The organism is Psychrobacter sp. CX21, assembly GCF_057396255.1.
This window is the reverse complement of sequence record NZ_JBXYJG010000008.1, coordinates 49604-65541: the sequence shown is the minus strand read 5'-3', so window position 1 is coordinate 65541 and position 15938 is coordinate 49604. Positions and strand designations below refer to the sequence as shown.

The 15938-nt window shown below is 39.0% G+C and carries 10 protein-coding genes; 6 read left to right on the top strand and 4 right to left on the bottom strand.

Annotated features, from left to right (window positions below; translation table 11 throughout):
- Nucleotides 1–55 precede the first annotated feature (55 nt).
- The 4 genes from AC2SLP_RS06305 to lipB form a co-directional block, all read right to left on the bottom strand.
- Nucleotides 56–1291 (bottom strand): cation:proton antiporter, encoded by a 1236-nt coding sequence (locus AC2SLP_RS06305; RefSeq protein WP_486535820.1) that lies wholly within the window; start codon nt 1289–1291, stop codon nt 56–58.
- 158 nt (nt 1292–1449) lie between these two features.
- Complete coding sequence (gene ilvD / locus AC2SLP_RS06300) at nt 1450–3390, bottom strand: dihydroxy-acid dehydratase (protein WP_486535819.1); 1941 nt, start codon at nt 3388–3390, stop codon at nt 1450–1452.
- A 571-nt stretch (nt 3391–3961) separates the two neighbouring features.
- Nucleotides 3962–4768 carry a hypothetical protein gene (locus tag AC2SLP_RS06295; RefSeq protein WP_486535818.1) on the bottom strand — a complete coding sequence of 269 codons (807 nt, stop codon included), beginning with the start codon at nt 4766–4768 and terminating at the stop codon, nt 3962–3964.
- Between the two features lie 160 nt (nt 4769–4928).
- Nucleotides 4929–5888, bottom strand: coding sequence for a lipoyl(octanoyl) transferase LipB (lipB, locus tag AC2SLP_RS06290; protein ID WP_486535863.1), 960 nt, complete (start codon nt 5886–5888; stop codon nt 4929–4931).
- 384 nt (nt 5889–6272) lie between these two features.
- Between lipB and AC2SLP_RS06285 the strand changes: the two genes are divergently transcribed.
- From AC2SLP_RS06285 to AC2SLP_RS06260, 6 genes are all read left to right on the top strand, one after another.
- Nucleotides 6273–7685 (top strand): coniferyl aldehyde dehydrogenase, encoded by a 1413-nt coding sequence (locus AC2SLP_RS06285; protein ID WP_486535817.1) that lies wholly within the window; start codon nt 6273–6275, stop codon nt 7683–7685.
- 394 nt (nt 7686–8079) lie between these two features.
- Entirely contained in the window at nt 8080–10014 is a 1935-nt protein-coding gene (locus AC2SLP_RS06280) for a glycine betaine ABC transporter substrate-binding protein (RefSeq protein ID WP_486535816.1), read from the top strand.
- 212 nt (nt 10015–10226) lie between these two features.
- Nucleotides 10227–11276 carry an ATP-binding cassette domain-containing protein gene (locus AC2SLP_RS06275; RefSeq protein ID WP_486535815.1) on the top strand — a complete coding sequence of 350 codons (1050 nt, stop codon included), beginning with the start codon at nt 10227–10229 and terminating at the stop codon, nt 11274–11276.
- 474 nt (nt 11277–11750) lie between these two features.
- Complete coding sequence (gene msrAB / locus AC2SLP_RS06270; RefSeq protein WP_486535862.1) at nt 11751–13505, top strand: bifunctional peptide-methionine (S)-S-oxide reductase MsrA/peptide-methionine (R)-S-oxide reductase MsrB; 1755 nt, start codon at nt 11751–11753, stop codon at nt 13503–13505.
- A gap of 128 nt (nt 13506–13633) precedes the next feature.
- Complete coding sequence (locus AC2SLP_RS06265; RefSeq protein WP_486535814.1) at nt 13634–15262, top strand: polyamine aminopropyltransferase; 1629 nt, start codon at nt 13634–13636, stop codon at nt 15260–15262.
- A 71-nt stretch (nt 15263–15333) separates the two neighbouring features.
- On the top strand, nt 15334–15837 hold the full coding sequence (locus AC2SLP_RS06260) for an S-adenosylmethionine decarboxylase family protein (RefSeq protein ID WP_486535813.1): 504 nt from the start codon (nt 15334–15336) through the stop codon (nt 15835–15837).
- Nucleotides 15838–15938 lie beyond the last annotated feature (101 nt).

Sequence of the window (15938 nt, the reverse complement as noted above, 5' to 3'; positions counted from 1 at the left end):
TCATCGCTGTTGTTCATATTTTTTTTGATAAAATATTTTGCTTTATTATGGTTTATTAACCGGACTTTTTCATCAAATAGGGTGCGGTCATACCATGTAGGAATATAGAAATAAAGACGATGATACCTGTTATCAGCCAAAGCGCTTGAGCATCATCTGTAGGGAAAACATCTTTATTCAACGCATATGAAAGATAATAAAAAGACCCAATGCCTTTGATGCCCAAGCTTGAAATAATAAAACGTTCTTTATCTGGTAAGTTTAAACCACTTAGGCCATACCAGCCTGCTAAAGGACGTATCAAAAGCAAGAACATGATACTCACTGTATAAACCTGCCATGTCAGTTCAACCCCTGAGCTAATACCTTGGCCAAGAGCAATACCGAAGAACACCAATACTAATGACATTAAAAGCCCTTCTGATTGTTCAGAAAAGTGGTGCAGCTCTTCGTGGTAGTTATGACCAAGCTCGCCTCTTCGAAAGGTAAATGCTGCAATAAAAACAGCTATAAACCCATAAGACTGTACAAATTCAGCCGCACCGTATGACAACAAGGTTAGCGCAATAATGACATAACCTTGAGAGATGGTGGTTTCTTTTACTTTTCGAGCAAAAACAATTTGTGACATTAATTTGCCAATAATAATGCCAACTACCACACCGACTATAATCTTCCAAAGCACATAAAATGTTATCCATTCATACACAATACTTAAAGATAACCCATCGGTTTTACCAACATGCTCTGCAGCTAATATGGCTAAGTAGACAAAAGGGAAGGCCAAACCATCATTCAAACCAGCTTCTGAGGTTAACGAGAAGCGGGTGGCGTCTTCATTACCTGTGTTTGGTGGCCCAACTTGAATGCTTGAAGCAAGTACGGGGTCTGTGGGTGCTAACGCTGCTCCTAATAAAATCGAGGCAGCTAAACTAAAGCTAAACACGTAATAGCCTAAAGCTGCCATAAGTGCGATACATATCGGCATTGTTATTAATAACAAACGAAGGGTAGGGCGCCAATTTTTATAACTTAAGGGGGTGTCAATCTTAATACCTGCGCCCACAAGCGAAACCAGAACCACCATTTCACACAGCTTTTCTATTACGACGCCGTTCTCCAGTGGACTTAAGAACTCTAATGAGGTCCAAAAATAACCAAGTAGTAAGCCAAAGCTTACTTGAAGCATAGGAAGAGAAATAGGCAGCTTTTTAAACATCAGCGGTGCAAATGCCCCCAAAGCGAATGCCGCACCGCACAGTAATAAAAATTGATTATAGTTTTCAATCATGGGTTTAAAACGTCTTTATGGTTAAAGGATAGTCAATATTATATAGACAAAAATGCCAGCCGTAGCTGACATTTATGTATAAAACGATGCAATTTAAATAAAAAACTCAAAATAACTATTAGATAAGTCGTTCACATCTCTATATGACTTTTATTAGTCTAGCGTTCTACTTGAGTGACATCGCGTACGGCCCCAGTGTCGGCACTGGTCGTCATTGCAGCATAGGCACGCAGTGCTGGACTAACATGGCGCTCACGAGTCCTAGGTTTCCATGCGTTACTACCGCGTGACTCCATGACGTCTCTACGCTTTTGAAGCTCTTCTTGCGAGATATCTAAATTAATACGGCGGTTTGGTATATCGATGTGAATAGTATCGCCTTCTTCAACCAAGCCAATAGCGCCACCTTCAGCAGCTTCTGGGCTCGCATGTCCAATTGATAATCCAGAGGTACCGCCTGAAAAACGTCCATCGGTTAATAGGGCACATTCTTTTCCTAATCCCTTCGATTTTAAATATGACGTTGGGTAGAGCATCTCTTGCATGCCAGGTCCGCCTTTGGGCCCTTCATAACGAATAATAACGATATCACCAGCGACTATATTGTCCGCTAATATAGAGTCAACCGCATCATCTTGAGACTCAAAAACTCGGGCGCGTCCTGTAAAGGTTAAGATACTGTCATCGACACCAGCGGTCTTCACCACACAGCCGCGCTCGGCTATATTGCCGAATAATACTGCCAGACCACCGTCTGTAGAGTAGGCATGATCAATCGAGCGAATACATCCTGATTCACGATTGAGATCAAGGTTTGACCACGCTTTGTTTTGTGAAAATGCTTGAGTTGTGCGCACGCCGCCTGGTGCTGCAATATACAAATCGCGTGCAGCTTGATGGTTTGGATGATCTGTATTCATCACATCCCACATCTCCAAAGCTTCTTGAAGAGACTTGCTATGAACTGTTGGAATATCAGTCGTCAATAGACCGGCGCGATTAAGCTCGGCTAAGATAGCGATTACGCCACCTGCTCGGTGCACATCTTCCATATGATACTTCTGAGTGGCCGGCGCAACTTTTGATAGACAAGGTACTTGGCGACTCAGCTTATCGATATCAGACATTTTAAAATCAACCTCTGCTTCATAGGCAGCCGCTAACAAATGCAGAATAGTATTGGTAGATCCGCCCATAGCAATATCTAAGCTCATTGCATTTTCAAAAGCTTGTTTGGTTGCAATAGAGCGTGGCAATACCGAGTCATCATCTTGCTCATAGCGACGCTTTGCCAAGTCAACGATACGGCGTCCTGCTTCTAAAAATAAAGCTTCTCGTTTGGCATGCGTGGCTAGTAGTGACCCATTGCCTGGTAGAGATAAGCCCAAAGCTTCGGTCAAACAGTTCATTGAATTGGCCGTAAACATACCTGAACAAGAGCCGCAAGTCGGACATGCTGAGCGCTCTATTTCTAATACATCAGCATCGCTAACGTTATCGTCTGCTGCATCAATCATCGCGTCGACTAGATCAAGTTTACGAACTGTTTTACCTTGATCATTTTTGACTAAATCTTCATCGGGTGCATCATCTGAACCATCGGTATTATGACTGATAAGACCAGAATCTAAGTCAGAAGCCAGAACCTTGCCCGCCTCCATAGGCCCACCTGAGACAAATATGACAGGTATATTCAGACGCATTGCAGCCATCAGCATACCGGGTGTAATTTTGTCGCAGTTAGAGATACATACTAGCGCATCAGCGCAGTGCGCATTCACCATATATTCAACAGAATCAGCAATGAGGTCGCGGCTGGGTAGAGAATAAAGCATACCGCTATGACCCATGGCAATACCGTCATCAACAGCGATGGTATTGAATTCTTTTGCAACACCGCCCACACGTTCAATCTCACGAGCTACTAATTGTCCCATATCTTTAAGATGAACATGGCCCGGTACAAATTGAGTAAATGAGTTTGCAATGGCAATAATGGGCTTATCAAAATCACCGTCAGTCATACCTGTTGCACGCCATAAAGCGCGCGCGCCAGCCATATTTCGACCCGAAGTAGAGGTTTTAGAGCGGTACTGCATATATCTTCCTTATAAAATAAGTTGTTCGTGTTCTATTGTAACGTATAAAGTTTGGATTAGGGTCTGTTGAACATTCAAATATTAGGACTGCTGATAGCTAAAATTGTTCCAAACTAGGCATAAACCGACGATAATGCCCGAAGCGTATTGGACCTTAGCTAGGTTTATAACAACGTTTGGGGCAATTTTAGCATCAGCCCTACGGGGCGGGTCTATTTTTTGTCAATATTTTGTGACTTTCAATAATTAGGGGTTCTAACTTAGAATAACTAAGTGTCTAAAATTTCCCTGCATATTGCCTAAAAAATAACCGCCGCCAGTTCCATATTTGAATGTTCAACAGACCCTAGATAAATCAAATATTTATCTATGGCGTGTCCCTATTTGAAAGTGAAATAAATTAGGGTCTAAAAATGGCTATATTTTCGCCAAACTGTGTCTAATTTCTAGCTAATATGTTTATATAATCTTAGAAATTATTCGTGTTAGACAAAAATCTATCTAATTTTTAGTCTCTTAATCTAAATAGGGACACGCCCTAGTATATTTAGCTATTTTTTAAGCTAATTAGCTAAATTAGTCTGGATAAAATGGCGTCATCAAGCTGATCCAACCGAGATTTTTGTTCTTCAAGTATTTCTAAGAGGCGTAACGAATGTTCATTTGACAAGCTTTGATACTCCGATAAGCTTAGTAATCGCATTATGCTATCGTCACTTACTACCAATAGGGGCTTAGTAGACTTATTTAGCACAAATACATTGCCATAAAACGTCCAATTCTGCATTGTTGTTTTAATCGCAGTTGCTTTGTCTCTGGTATAAACAGCATCATTGTCTTTTGACGTATTGGTAAATTTAAGGCGCAGAGCAATTTGTAAACGCTCGTTGAACATCACTAACGTACCTTTGATTTTAACCTGCCAAGGCGACTGAAATAATGACTCAGAAATGCCAATTAGATTAGCAGCTTCGTTAGTATCAAGAGGGGTATTAAAATATTTTAAGAGTTTTGCGTTAAGAGGGTGACGTTCTTTTACGTCCTCAGGTAAGGCATCGTAATGGTATAAAAAAGGCAGTTTTTCATTTTGAGATGCAGTGTTCTCAGTGATTTTACAATTATGAATCTGCCAGACAATTTGATCATCAATCACTAATTCATTTAGTACAATGGTATTGGGGTTTGCTGCTAATTCAAGAGCGAGCATATCGTTTATAGCTACATCAGGTATAGAAATATCATTTATAGAAATATCAGTATTAGTATCATCGTTCTGATTACTATCAAAATCGTTGGGAGTATTAGCTATATTATGACTATTATTAGTATCATTAAACGGTTGGATAGACTTTATGTTGTCGGTCATATTTTCACTCATAATTATGCATCCTATTCAAATAGGTCTTTCTATTTTTCTGGTCTATTAAATCAGGTTCTAAATACGTATAACTGGATTTAAATAAGCCGATCAGCTTTAATAGCACTTGTTGAGCCTATTGAAATAATTGTATCAAGCGTCTTTATATAATTGACGATATTTAATTAACAATCTTTAATGATTTCTTTTGTTCTGAAACTTGGCGTAGTTCAATGTTACCTTGTAAACGCTGCACGATATTAGTTACTAAGCGTTGCGTAACGTCTAAATTTGCTACGTTATGAGATGTATTAGGAACATTATGATGTAATTGATTCATTGATGAATCAAGGCTCTTCTGGTTGGCACATTTATTAGTGTTTGCAGTGGACTGGTTTTGACTATTAGTATCTTTATTTAGGAAATCTTGATTAACGCTTTTATTAATATTTTCAGTTGCATCAGTTACTGATTTTAAATCCACAAAATCAGCAAGTTTTAGCATCTGCATACCTGAGTAGCCACATGGATTGATTGCATTAAATACCGTTAAATCGCAAGTTAAGTTGAGTGCGATGCCATGATAGCTAAAACCATGCTTAATCTTAAACCCAAGCGACGCTATTTTTCCTAGCAGCAGTTCATTTGTATTATAAATATATACGCCAGGTGCATCACGTCGTGATCTTGCGTAGTACTGATTAGTAGGCGCGTTTACAGGTACATTTGGCGTCTTATTTGTAGCATTGAAGCCTAAGTGGTTATTAACAATATCTTCAATACTTTGCTCTGCGTGCGACACCAAGTCACGTACCGTCCATCCTGCATTATTTAAATCAATCAGCCAATATAAAACCAATTGCCCCGCACCATGCCATGTGACCTGACCACCTCGATCAGTTTGTATAATAGGTGTTTTACCACGTTGTAAAATGTGTTCCTCTTTAGCTGCTTGACCTAAAGTATAGACATCATTGTGTTCTACTATCCAAAGCTCATCAGGGGTAAATATACCCTGTTTTTTCTTATCAATACGATTAAGAGTTGTGTGTAGCATGTGCTCATGAGTTACTAAATAGTCGGCATACGATAACCTTTTAATTAGGGGTATAGATGATTGAGCATTAGGTGTATTCGGCATTTTGTTTGACATAGTTTTAGACATATATTTTTATAATAATGAAAGCACGTCTGCTAGTATATAAGTCTTAAGTCTATAACAATTAACGACTTATAATTAAATTTAATTCCATAAAATAGGGGATTTAATCTTCAATATGTGCTATTTTTTTAAAGCACTAAAAACGTAGAATCAACTTGTTTATTTATTTATTTAACAACTTGTATAATAACGCGGACTGTATAGAATTCATTCTACATTTATTTTATAAATTTGAGTTAATTAGTTTGGCGTTTCATCATTTAAAAAATCATACGTTTTCGAATAACGCCATATAAAGTTCGAATAATTGGAACATCGATTCCATAAACACATCATTGACACCATAAACATAAGGATATATTAATGAGTCAAAGTATTATAACCAATCAACAAGAGCTGGGTTCACAGTTCGAGCACATGCATACTTTAACGCGTAAACAGCCAATTTTGAATTGGACTGACCGAGAAACGCTGCTTGATTCATTAGAAAGAATGCTCAAAGATAACAAAGATAAGTTTGCAGAAGCAATTAAACAAGACTTTGGCAATCGAAGCAAAGATGAAACCAATTTTGCTGAAACTTTTCCAACGTTACACGGTATTGCCTATGCCAAAAAACACGGCAAATCGTGGATGAAAACAAAAAAGGTTGGTATCTATTCCCTATACCGCCCTGCACACAATGAAATTCAGCCGCAGCCACTTGGGCTGGTTGGTATTATGGTGCCTTGGAACTACCCTTTATTTTTAGCGATAGGGCCTATCATAGATGCGTTAACTGCTGGCAATCGCGTTATGGTTAAAATGAGCGAGTCTGCGCCTTTATTTGCCTCTGTCTTTGCAGAAGCTATTTCTGAGCATTTTTCACCAGATGTTATATCTGTAGCACTTGGTGAAGTTGATTTGGCAGTCGCGTTTAGTGAGTTACCCTTTGATCATCTACTTTATACAGGCTCGACAGAAGTTGGTAAAAAGGTCATGGCGGCAGCAGCGCCAAACCTAACACCTGTGACTTTAGAGCTTGGCGGCAAGTCACCTGTCATTGTACTTGATGATGCTAACCTTGAAAGTGTGGTGAACCGAGTGATGATGGGTAAAACCATTAATGCAGGCCAAACTTGTATCGCGCCAGATTATGTCCTTATTAAAGAATCGCTGCACAGCAAGTTTATCAAACTGGCTAAAGAATGGGTAAACAGACATTATCCAAATATTGCCAACAATAATGATTATACTCGTATCATTAATCCAAAACAGTTTAAACGTATTCAAGGGTATTTAGATAATTTGCCGAGTGAAAAGGTGATCCCTTTAACGACAGAATCGGCTAACGAAGAGACCCGTTTAATGCCGCCCGTTATCGTAGCCAATCCAGATACTAACAGTGATGTGATGCAAAATGAGCTGTTCGCTCCGGTGCTACCGCTCATACATGTTAATGGGTTACGAGATGCGGTTGAATTTGTTAATAGTCGTCCACGTCCACTGGCGTTGTATGTATTTGGAGAAAGTAACGAAGATATACAATATGTGCGCAATTATACCGTTTCAGGCGGTGTTGCAGTAAATGAAGTAATTATGCATGTTGCGCAAAGCGAGTTACCTTTTGGTGGGGTTGGTAATTCTGGTATGGGCGCCTATCACGGAAAGCATGGCTTTGAGCGCTTAAGCCATATGAAGCCTGTTTTTGTTCAAGCAAAAATAAATGGCATGAATCTGATGCTACCTCCGTATAGCAAGCTGTTTAAAAAAGGTCTTGGACTATTAATGAAATAGCCTTTGTATGTATGCAGTTGTCTTAATTAAAGTCTTTCAATCAACTCATTGAAAGACTTTTTTTTAAACTAATTTATTGGACATATATATGCTATAAATCTTAGAAATGGTACAAGGCAAACGAGTAAGTCATTTAAGTATAAGAACTACTAGCACAGCCTAAGCGAGTTTAACGCTCTAAAACTTTAAGCGTGGTTCGACTATAGTTAAAATGATCAATCCACGGTAGCTTTGAATCATTGCAAGACTGCAATAAGTCCTAGTAAGGCCGCTATAAAACTGTTTGAATTATGTCATCTTGTATCTTGAGCATGGTATTGAATTAACAAATTAGGGTAAACTTAATTCAGATCACATTTGGTTATCACCAAAATATAAATAAATAGGTCATTTTGTGAACATACTCTCCAGATTCAACCGATGGTTTATACTCAGTTTATTGTTTATATCTTCACAAGTGTTTGCAGCTTGTGGGGATGCGAATAGTACGCCTATCAAGTTTGGCTCCCTCACGTGGGAAAGTGGACAATTTATAACCTCAGTGCTTCAAACCATTGCAGAAGATGGTTATGAATGTACTACCGAACAAGTCCCAGGTGCAGGGCCAGCACTTGAAACAGCTTTGTCCCAGAATGACATTCAAGTGATTGGTGAGCAGTGGGTTGGACGCTCTCCTATTATGGAAGATGCAATTGCTCAGGGTAATGCGGCGGTTATAGGCAGCACGCTTAAGGGCGGTGCAACTCAGGGATGGTATGTACCAAAATATGTTATAGACGACAATCCTGATCTTAGAACTTATCAAGATTTAATCAATTACGATCATCTATTTACTGATCCAGAACAGCCTGACACGGCAAGGTTCATGAACTGTCCAACTGGCTGGACATGTGAGATATTTAATACCCATCTTTTGAATAATACTGGGCTTAGTGCTAAATATAATAATGTACATCCCGGAACAGGTGCAGCGCTGGACGCAGAAATATCTTCTGCGTTTGAGCAGCGTAAGCCTTTATTGTTTTACTACTGGCAACCGACGGGGCTAATGGCAAAATATGATTTTGCGCCCATCCCATTTCCTGAATATGATGGTACGTGCTGGGATAAACTTTTAGATGCGACAAGTGAGACAAATTGTGTATCTGGATTTCCCGTCTCTGAGCTAGGCGTTGCCGTATCGACCCCATTTAAAGACCGACATCCTGAACTGATAGAAGCGTTTGAAAAAGTACAATTTGAACCAAATACGTTAAATTTGGCTATTTTAGAGATGTCTGAAAACAAGCGCAGCGGTGAAGAACAAGCGCGTTTGTTTTTTGAGCGTCATCCGCAAGTATGGCGGAACTGGTTAACCGATGAAGCAGCTTCAAATCTATCGACCAAGTTAGGTATTCCTCTTACTACTGACACCAATCAAACTTCTGGTATAAGTACGACTAATAATAGTAGTGCAGCCAGCGCTAAATTTAAATGGTTCCCTGAATGGTCATTAGAGACGCCACTTAACAATGGGCTAAGCTACGTTGTACAAAACTTTAGTGAGGTATTTAGAAGTATCAGTCATGTGACGCTAACTTATTTAATACTACCGATTGAAGCGTTCTTAGGTTGGATACCGCCTTGGCTACTTATCGCCTTGGTCGGCTTATTAGGATGGTTTGCAACTCGTAAAGTATGGTTTGCAGCGGCTTGTGCAATCGGATTATTTCTAATCGGTGCGTTTGGATTATGGATTGCGTTAATTCAAACCTTAGCACTATTGATCGTCTCAGTTATCATAACCATGGTGATTGGTATTCCAGTTGGTATAGTAATGGCAGGCAGCCCATGGTTACGACGTATTATCACTCCTGTACTTGATGTGATGCAGACGATGCCAAGTTTTGTTTATTTAATACCTGTACTGATGCTCTTTGGTATCGGTAAAGTCCCTGCATTATTTGCCACCGTTATTTATGCTTTGCCGCCACTCATCCGATTGACCATGCTCGGTATAAAGCAAGTCCCCAAAGAGATGGTTGAAGCGGGTCGTTCATTCGGTAGTAACCATGCGCAGCTGCTGTTCTGGATTAAGCTACCGCAAGCGCTTCCCAGCATCATGGCAGGTATCAATCAAGCGGTTATGATGTCGCTGGCTATGGTGGTTTTGGCTTCGATGATTGGCGCACCAGGATTGGGCGAGGACGTACTGCAATCTATTCAAACCCTAAATATTGGTCAAGGTCTACAAGCGGGCACCGCGATTGTTATAATGGCAATCATAATTGATAGGATTACACAGGCATTTGGTCAAGGCAGACGAGCCCGTCAAGAGCTCATTGATTAACTGGAGTAGTTCTGCAGATTTGATTAGCTACTAACATTTAGATTACAAGTGTCACATATTCCTTTAAGTACATATGGTCTCTTAAATACAAATGGCTATTTAAATCCATATGGTATCTTATATTAACAAATAGCTTAGTTGATTAAAAATAGCCTAAGCAAAATCATAATATTGAGTTTAAATTTAGCCAAAAATTATTCACGGAATTTATCATGACTCATTTACGTCTAGAAAATGTCAGCAAAATCTTTGATGTGAATCAGGACGAAAAAAACAAAGTGCTTACTTTACTTAATCAAGGCATGAGTAGTAGTGAAGTACGCGAGCAGTATGGCTACTCCGTGGGACTATATGATGTTAGTCTCAGTATCGATAAAGGTGAGCTGCACTGCATTATGGGATTATCCGGATCTGGAAAATCTACTTTAGTGCGTCATATTAATCGTTTGATAGACCCTAGTGAAGGTAAAATTTGGATTGATAGCGTGACGACGTTTTCTGATGATAATGTTGAGAGATTGGATAAAGCTAATCTAAATTCTGAACCAATAATTTCAAAGTCAGTACCATCAGAGTCAGATCTATCAGAGTCAGTATCATTAGAGTCAGATCTATCAGAGTCAGTACCATCAGGGTCAGTACCTTCTAAGAACGCCCAATTAGTAAATTCTATTCCTACCAACAACAGCTTTAATTTGGCGAATGACACAACCAATAGTCAAATTATCAACGTCCTAAGCCTTAATGATAAGCAGTTACAACAATTTAGACAGCACAATGTCAGTATGGTGTTTCAGCATTTTGGATTGGTGCCGCATATGACAGTGATTCAAAATGTCGCTTATGGACTTAAAGTTCGCAAAATGTCTGAAGCTGAACGTCATGATATTGCTCGCTACTGGTTGGCTGAAGTTGGGCTTGAAGGGGTTGATAAAAGCTATCCTGATGAATTATCAGGCGGTATGCAGCAGCGGGTTGGCTTAGCACGTGCCTTAGCAGTTGATACGCCCATTATTTTGATGGATGAAGCCTTTTCGGCGCTAGATCCCTTGATACGTGGTCAGTTACAAGATCAGCTCTTATCCTTACAAGACAAACTGGGTAAAACAATCGCTTTCATTACACATGATATTGATGAAGCGATTAAATTAGGCAGTCGCATTAGTATCCTAAATGGTGGTCGATTGGTTCAAACGGGTACAGTCAATGATTTGAAGAACAACCCCGCTGATGACTATGTGGCAAGATTTATGAATGGATAAAAGCTGTATTTAAATTTTACAGTTGAATACAGACTATAGAGTTTTGCTTATAGAGTATATGAGCAATAGAATTGCTAAAACCTAGATATCTATCAGCAGTCCTAATATTTGAATGTTCAACAGACCCTAATCCTATCAATCAAAATTTTTAAAATTTTGTCGTATTAATGTCGTTTACTCCTATGGACATATCTCTCAACAGTTAGTATAGGTCAATGCTACCATATTATCTTTACTAAATTGATTTAGAACTAATTATTGTAATAACAGCAGTGAACCCTAATATAGTCTATATGAGACTATAAGATTTAGTAATAAAAATTAGTTCATACCCCCCTGCACTTTAAATAATTAATATATAAATAGATACATTGTGATGGTTATAAATATTTTATGAATAAATTTGATGAAGACACCGCTATGAATCGCTCATTCAATCAAACACCTCAATTGCCGAAACAACACTCTGCGCTCATGCCGACAATGACTAAAGCTGCCTTTATTGGATCTGTTGCTACACTGCTCATGGCATGCGGCCAAATGAGTAGTGCCGATAATGGTCATTCCACATCAGACAATACTAAAGAATCAATAGCTCAAGGCTCAAATACAGGTATTACAGATAGCCGAGATATGTTGCCATCAGATGTATTACAAAATTTAAGCTCTCTTCCACAGCTAACTCAAGGATTAGGAGCGACTGGGGCATCTGTACTAGAGGATAACAAACCAACGTTGGTAAAATTTTGGGCAAGTTGGTGTCCGTTATGTTTAGGAACCTTAGAAGAAACTGAAACGTGGCGTAACGACACAGCATTTGCTAATTTAAACGTTGTGACGGTAGCAAGTCCTGGTCAGTTGAATGAAAAGGATAGTGCCGACTTTAAACAGTGGTATGCTGGTGTACAGCAAGATTACCCTCAGTTGCCCGTACTTATTGATGGGTCTGGAAGTTTAATCAAACAATTGGGCGTTCAAGTATATCCAAGCTGGGCAATTTTGGACAAACGGGGCAATTTGGTACGCTTGATAAAGGGTAATTTAACAGAAGAACAAGCTTATGCATTGGCTGAAAATGCGAGTAATGACTTCCGAGATTTAAAAAGAAGCACTGCTAAGCCGACATCATTAACGACCAATCAATCGGCAGTATCTACGGCGACCACGCAAAAAGAAGGTGTCTATTACAATTCTGATGGTTCGCCTATCAATACTAAAACCATCTATTTGGCAGGCGGCTGCTTTTGGGGGTTAGAAGCTTATATGGAGCGTGTAGATGGGGTGGTAGATGCTATTTCTGGATATGCTAATGGTAATCCAAATATTAGCGATCCAACCTATGAACAGGTTATCGCAGGTTCTGGTCATGCTGAAACAGTAAAAGTGGTCTATGACGCCGATAAAATAGATTTAGAAACCGTACTTAAGTATTATTTTCGAGTCATTGATCCAACCAGTTTGAACAAGCAAGGTAATGATAGAGGCGTTCAATACCGTACAGGCATTTATTATACTGACCCTAGCGATAAGGCTATTATTGATGCTGGTTTACAACAACTTGATTCAAAATATAGTCAAGATATTGTGGTAGAAAATGAACCGTTACACCACTTTGCATACGCTGAAGAATATCATCAAGACTACCTAACCAAAAATCCAAATGGATATTGTCATATTGATTTGAGTCTGGCTGATGATAACATCCAGTCATCGAGCACCAGTACATTAAATAATGCTCAAAGCAAGCTATCAGCAGCAAACACCATAGAAGCTGCTTTAAATCCTAGCCGCTACGCTAATTATAATAAAAATGCTTTAAAAGATACCTTAACCAAAACCCAATATAAAATCACCCAAGAGGCGGGTACAGAGCGTGCGTTTAGTCATGAATATGATCATCTATTTGCGCCTGGCATTTATGTGGATGTGGTGAGCGGTGAACCCTTGTTTTTGTCGACGCATAAGTACGATTCAGGCTGTGGTTGGCCAAGCTTTTGGCAACCTATTGCCCCTGAGGTCATAACTGAGCACAGTGATACCGCATTTAATATGGTACGTACCGAGGTAAGATCTCGAGTAGCTGACTCTCATTTAGGACATGTGTTCAATGATGGTCCTAAAGATAAAACTGGACTACGCTACTGCATTAATGGCGGCGCTTTACAGTTTATTCCTGTCGATAAAATGCCGCAATCTGGCTATGGCGTTTTTGTGGATATGCTTAAGTAGCTAATTTATATAGGTAGCAAAGTATTAGTATAGTTAAAAACTAATTATTTCAAAAGCTAAGTAGTTAACATGTAAATTAGGTTTTGGCTTTTGCTCCTATAGCCTTTAACGCTAATCAAGTAGATTTTATGACCCTGACTTTTAAACGTTTGCAAACTGACTCACTTTTAGTGCTGTCAGTTTTTATTGTGGCCTCTTGCGGTTTGGCCTACGAATTAATTGCGGGCGCATTAGCGAGCTATGTATTGGGGGACTCAGTCTTACAGTTTTCAACCATCATTGGCACGTATCTGTTTGCAATGGGAATAGGATCGCATTTATCTAAGTATGTACCTGAGCATAAAGTGCTACAGCGATTTATAGAAATCGAGATTTTGGTTGGTCTTATCGGTGGATTATCCGCCATCGCTTTATTTATGGCGTTTGCTTGGCTACCTACATTTAAGTCAATACTTTATGGCTTGGTTATTTGCATAGGTACACTGGTAGGTATGGAAATACCGCTAGTCATGCGAATATTCAATTCAGAAAAGCATGCATTTAACGAGTTAGTAAGTCGGGTACTAACCTTCGATTATTTAGGTGCGCTTGCGGTGTCATTACTATTCCCGCTTATTTTGGCACCAATGTTAGGATTGGCTCGCTCGGCGGTTGTTTTTGGTTTATTAAATGTATTAGTAGCTGGCTGGACGGTTCGCCACTTTTATCCAAAAGCTGCCTTAAATACTAACGAAGGTAACTTTAATAAAACAATTAGCTCTACTTCCTCATTCTCATTCCATGCGGTTGATCATCATAAAGTCCGCCAACGATTAATAACCAGACTGTTAATATCTACCATCTTGCTTTTATCAGGGTTATTGTTTGCTGATAGGTTAGTAGGAATCTCAGAACAGAAGCTATTTAAAGCGCCAGTCGTGTTTGCAACCAATTCTCCTTATCAGCGTTTGGTCATTACGGAGCGCAGTGGATACCACCAACTTTTTTTAAATGGCAATCTCCAGTTCTCAACCCGCGATGAATATCGTTATCATGAAGCACTTGTGCATCCTATTCTGCAAAAACTAAGTAATAATAGCCGAGCAGCAAAGCCTAGTCTTGAGATACTTATATTAGGAGGCGGAGATGGCATGGCTGCGCGTGAAGTGCTTAAATATGATAAAGTAGATCATATAACTTTAGTTGATTTAGATCCAAAAATGACTGAGTTTTTTGCAGCTTCATCACGGTTTTCTGAATTAAACAACAATTCATTAACTCATCCTAAGGTAAGTGTTATTAATGCCGATGCTTATAAATGGCTTGAGGACAATAATGAATTTTATGATGCGGTTATCATTGATTTGCCTGATCCTTCACAGTATAGCTTAGCGAAGCTTTATTCAGAGTCTATGTATAATCTAGTAAGTCATCATTTGAATGCAGAAGGCTTTGTTGTCGTTCAATCAACGTCTCCTTATTATGCGCCGAGATCCTTTTGGTCCATAAATAAAACGCTTGAAAAATCTGGTTTTAAAACCACCCCTTATCATACTTATGTGCCCTCGTTCGGAGAGTGGGGGTTTATTGTAGGTAGTAATGATAAAAAGTTTGAACCACCAACGCAGTATGATCTACCTTTAAAATTCTTAACGCCTTCGGTGAGCCGTGAAATGTTTACATTTCCCCCCGATATGCAGCCAATAGATGTCGAACCCAATACTTTAGATAGGCAGATACTGGTACACTACTATCTACAGGACTGGTCTGATGAATAATCATCTTCTAAGTATCAATTAATAATATTTTTAATTATTACTCTATTAAAACCCATTTAAATGGTGAGAAAATGACAAACGATATGAATGCACCTAAACCTTCTATGAGTGGTAAGCATATATTGGCCGAGCTTTGGGATTGCGAATGCGATTCTGAATTATTAAACAAAGTTGAACCATTAATTAAACTGCTTGCAAGTGAAGTTGATAAGGTTGGATTAACTATGGTTGGCAAAGCAGGGTATGAGTTTGGGTCGCAAAAAATCACCAAATCAAAACTTATTAGAACCAATATTGGCGTAATCAATCCGGTAGAGAATGTGGTAAATGTGGATGTTGATGACATTGAACAAAAAAGTGGTCTGACACTTTCTATATTATTAGCAGAGTCGCATATTTGTTTACACACATGGGGTGAGTATAAAACGGTTACTTTGGATATATACGTGTGTAATGTCACGAATGAAAATACTAGTAAAGCAGATGATCTATTTGCCGCTTGTTTAAATATATTCAAACCAAAAAACCATAACGTGAATAATGTATCTCGCCATCATGGTATCCAAAACAAATAACAACAGTAGCTATTCGATTTTGTTTTAAACTAAAGTCAGAGCTAAGCTTTTAATTTGTAATATTTATAATTTAAATATAAAGGGTTTACAGATATTGACTT

What these genes read in the sequence shown, in the direction of transcription:
- msrAB (WP_486535862.1), top strand. Translation starts at nt 11,751, where the DNA reads ATGCCGACAATGACTAAAGCTGCCTTTATTGGATCTGTTGCTACACTG.
- AC2SLP_RS06265 (WP_486535814.1), top strand. Translation starts at nt 13,634, where the DNA reads ATGACCCTGACTTTTAAACGTTTGCAAACTGACTCACTTTTAGTGCTG.
- AC2SLP_RS06295 (WP_486535818.1), bottom strand. Translation starts at nt 4,768, where the DNA reads ATGAGTGAAAATATGACCGACAACATAAAGTCTATCCAACCGTTTAAT.
- AC2SLP_RS06285 (WP_486535817.1), top strand. Translation starts at nt 6,273, where the DNA reads ATGAGTCAAAGTATTATAACCAATCAACAAGAGCTGGGTTCACAGTTC.
- ilvD (WP_486535819.1), bottom strand. Translation starts at nt 3,390, where the DNA reads ATGCAGTACCGCTCTAAAACCTCTACTTCGGGTCGAAATATGGCTGGC.
- lipB (WP_486535863.1), bottom strand. Translation starts at nt 5,888, where the DNA reads ATGCCGAATACACCTAATGCTCAATCATCTATACCCCTAATTAAAAGG.
- AC2SLP_RS06260 (WP_486535813.1), top strand. Translation starts at nt 15,334, where the DNA reads ATGACAAACGATATGAATGCACCTAAACCTTCTATGAGTGGTAAGCAT.
- AC2SLP_RS06305 (WP_486535820.1), bottom strand. Translation starts at nt 1,291, where the DNA reads ATGATTGAAAACTATAATCAATTTTTATTACTGTGCGGTGCGGCATTC.
- AC2SLP_RS06275 (WP_486535815.1), top strand. Translation starts at nt 10,227, where the DNA reads ATGACTCATTTACGTCTAGAAAATGTCAGCAAAATCTTTGATGTGAAT.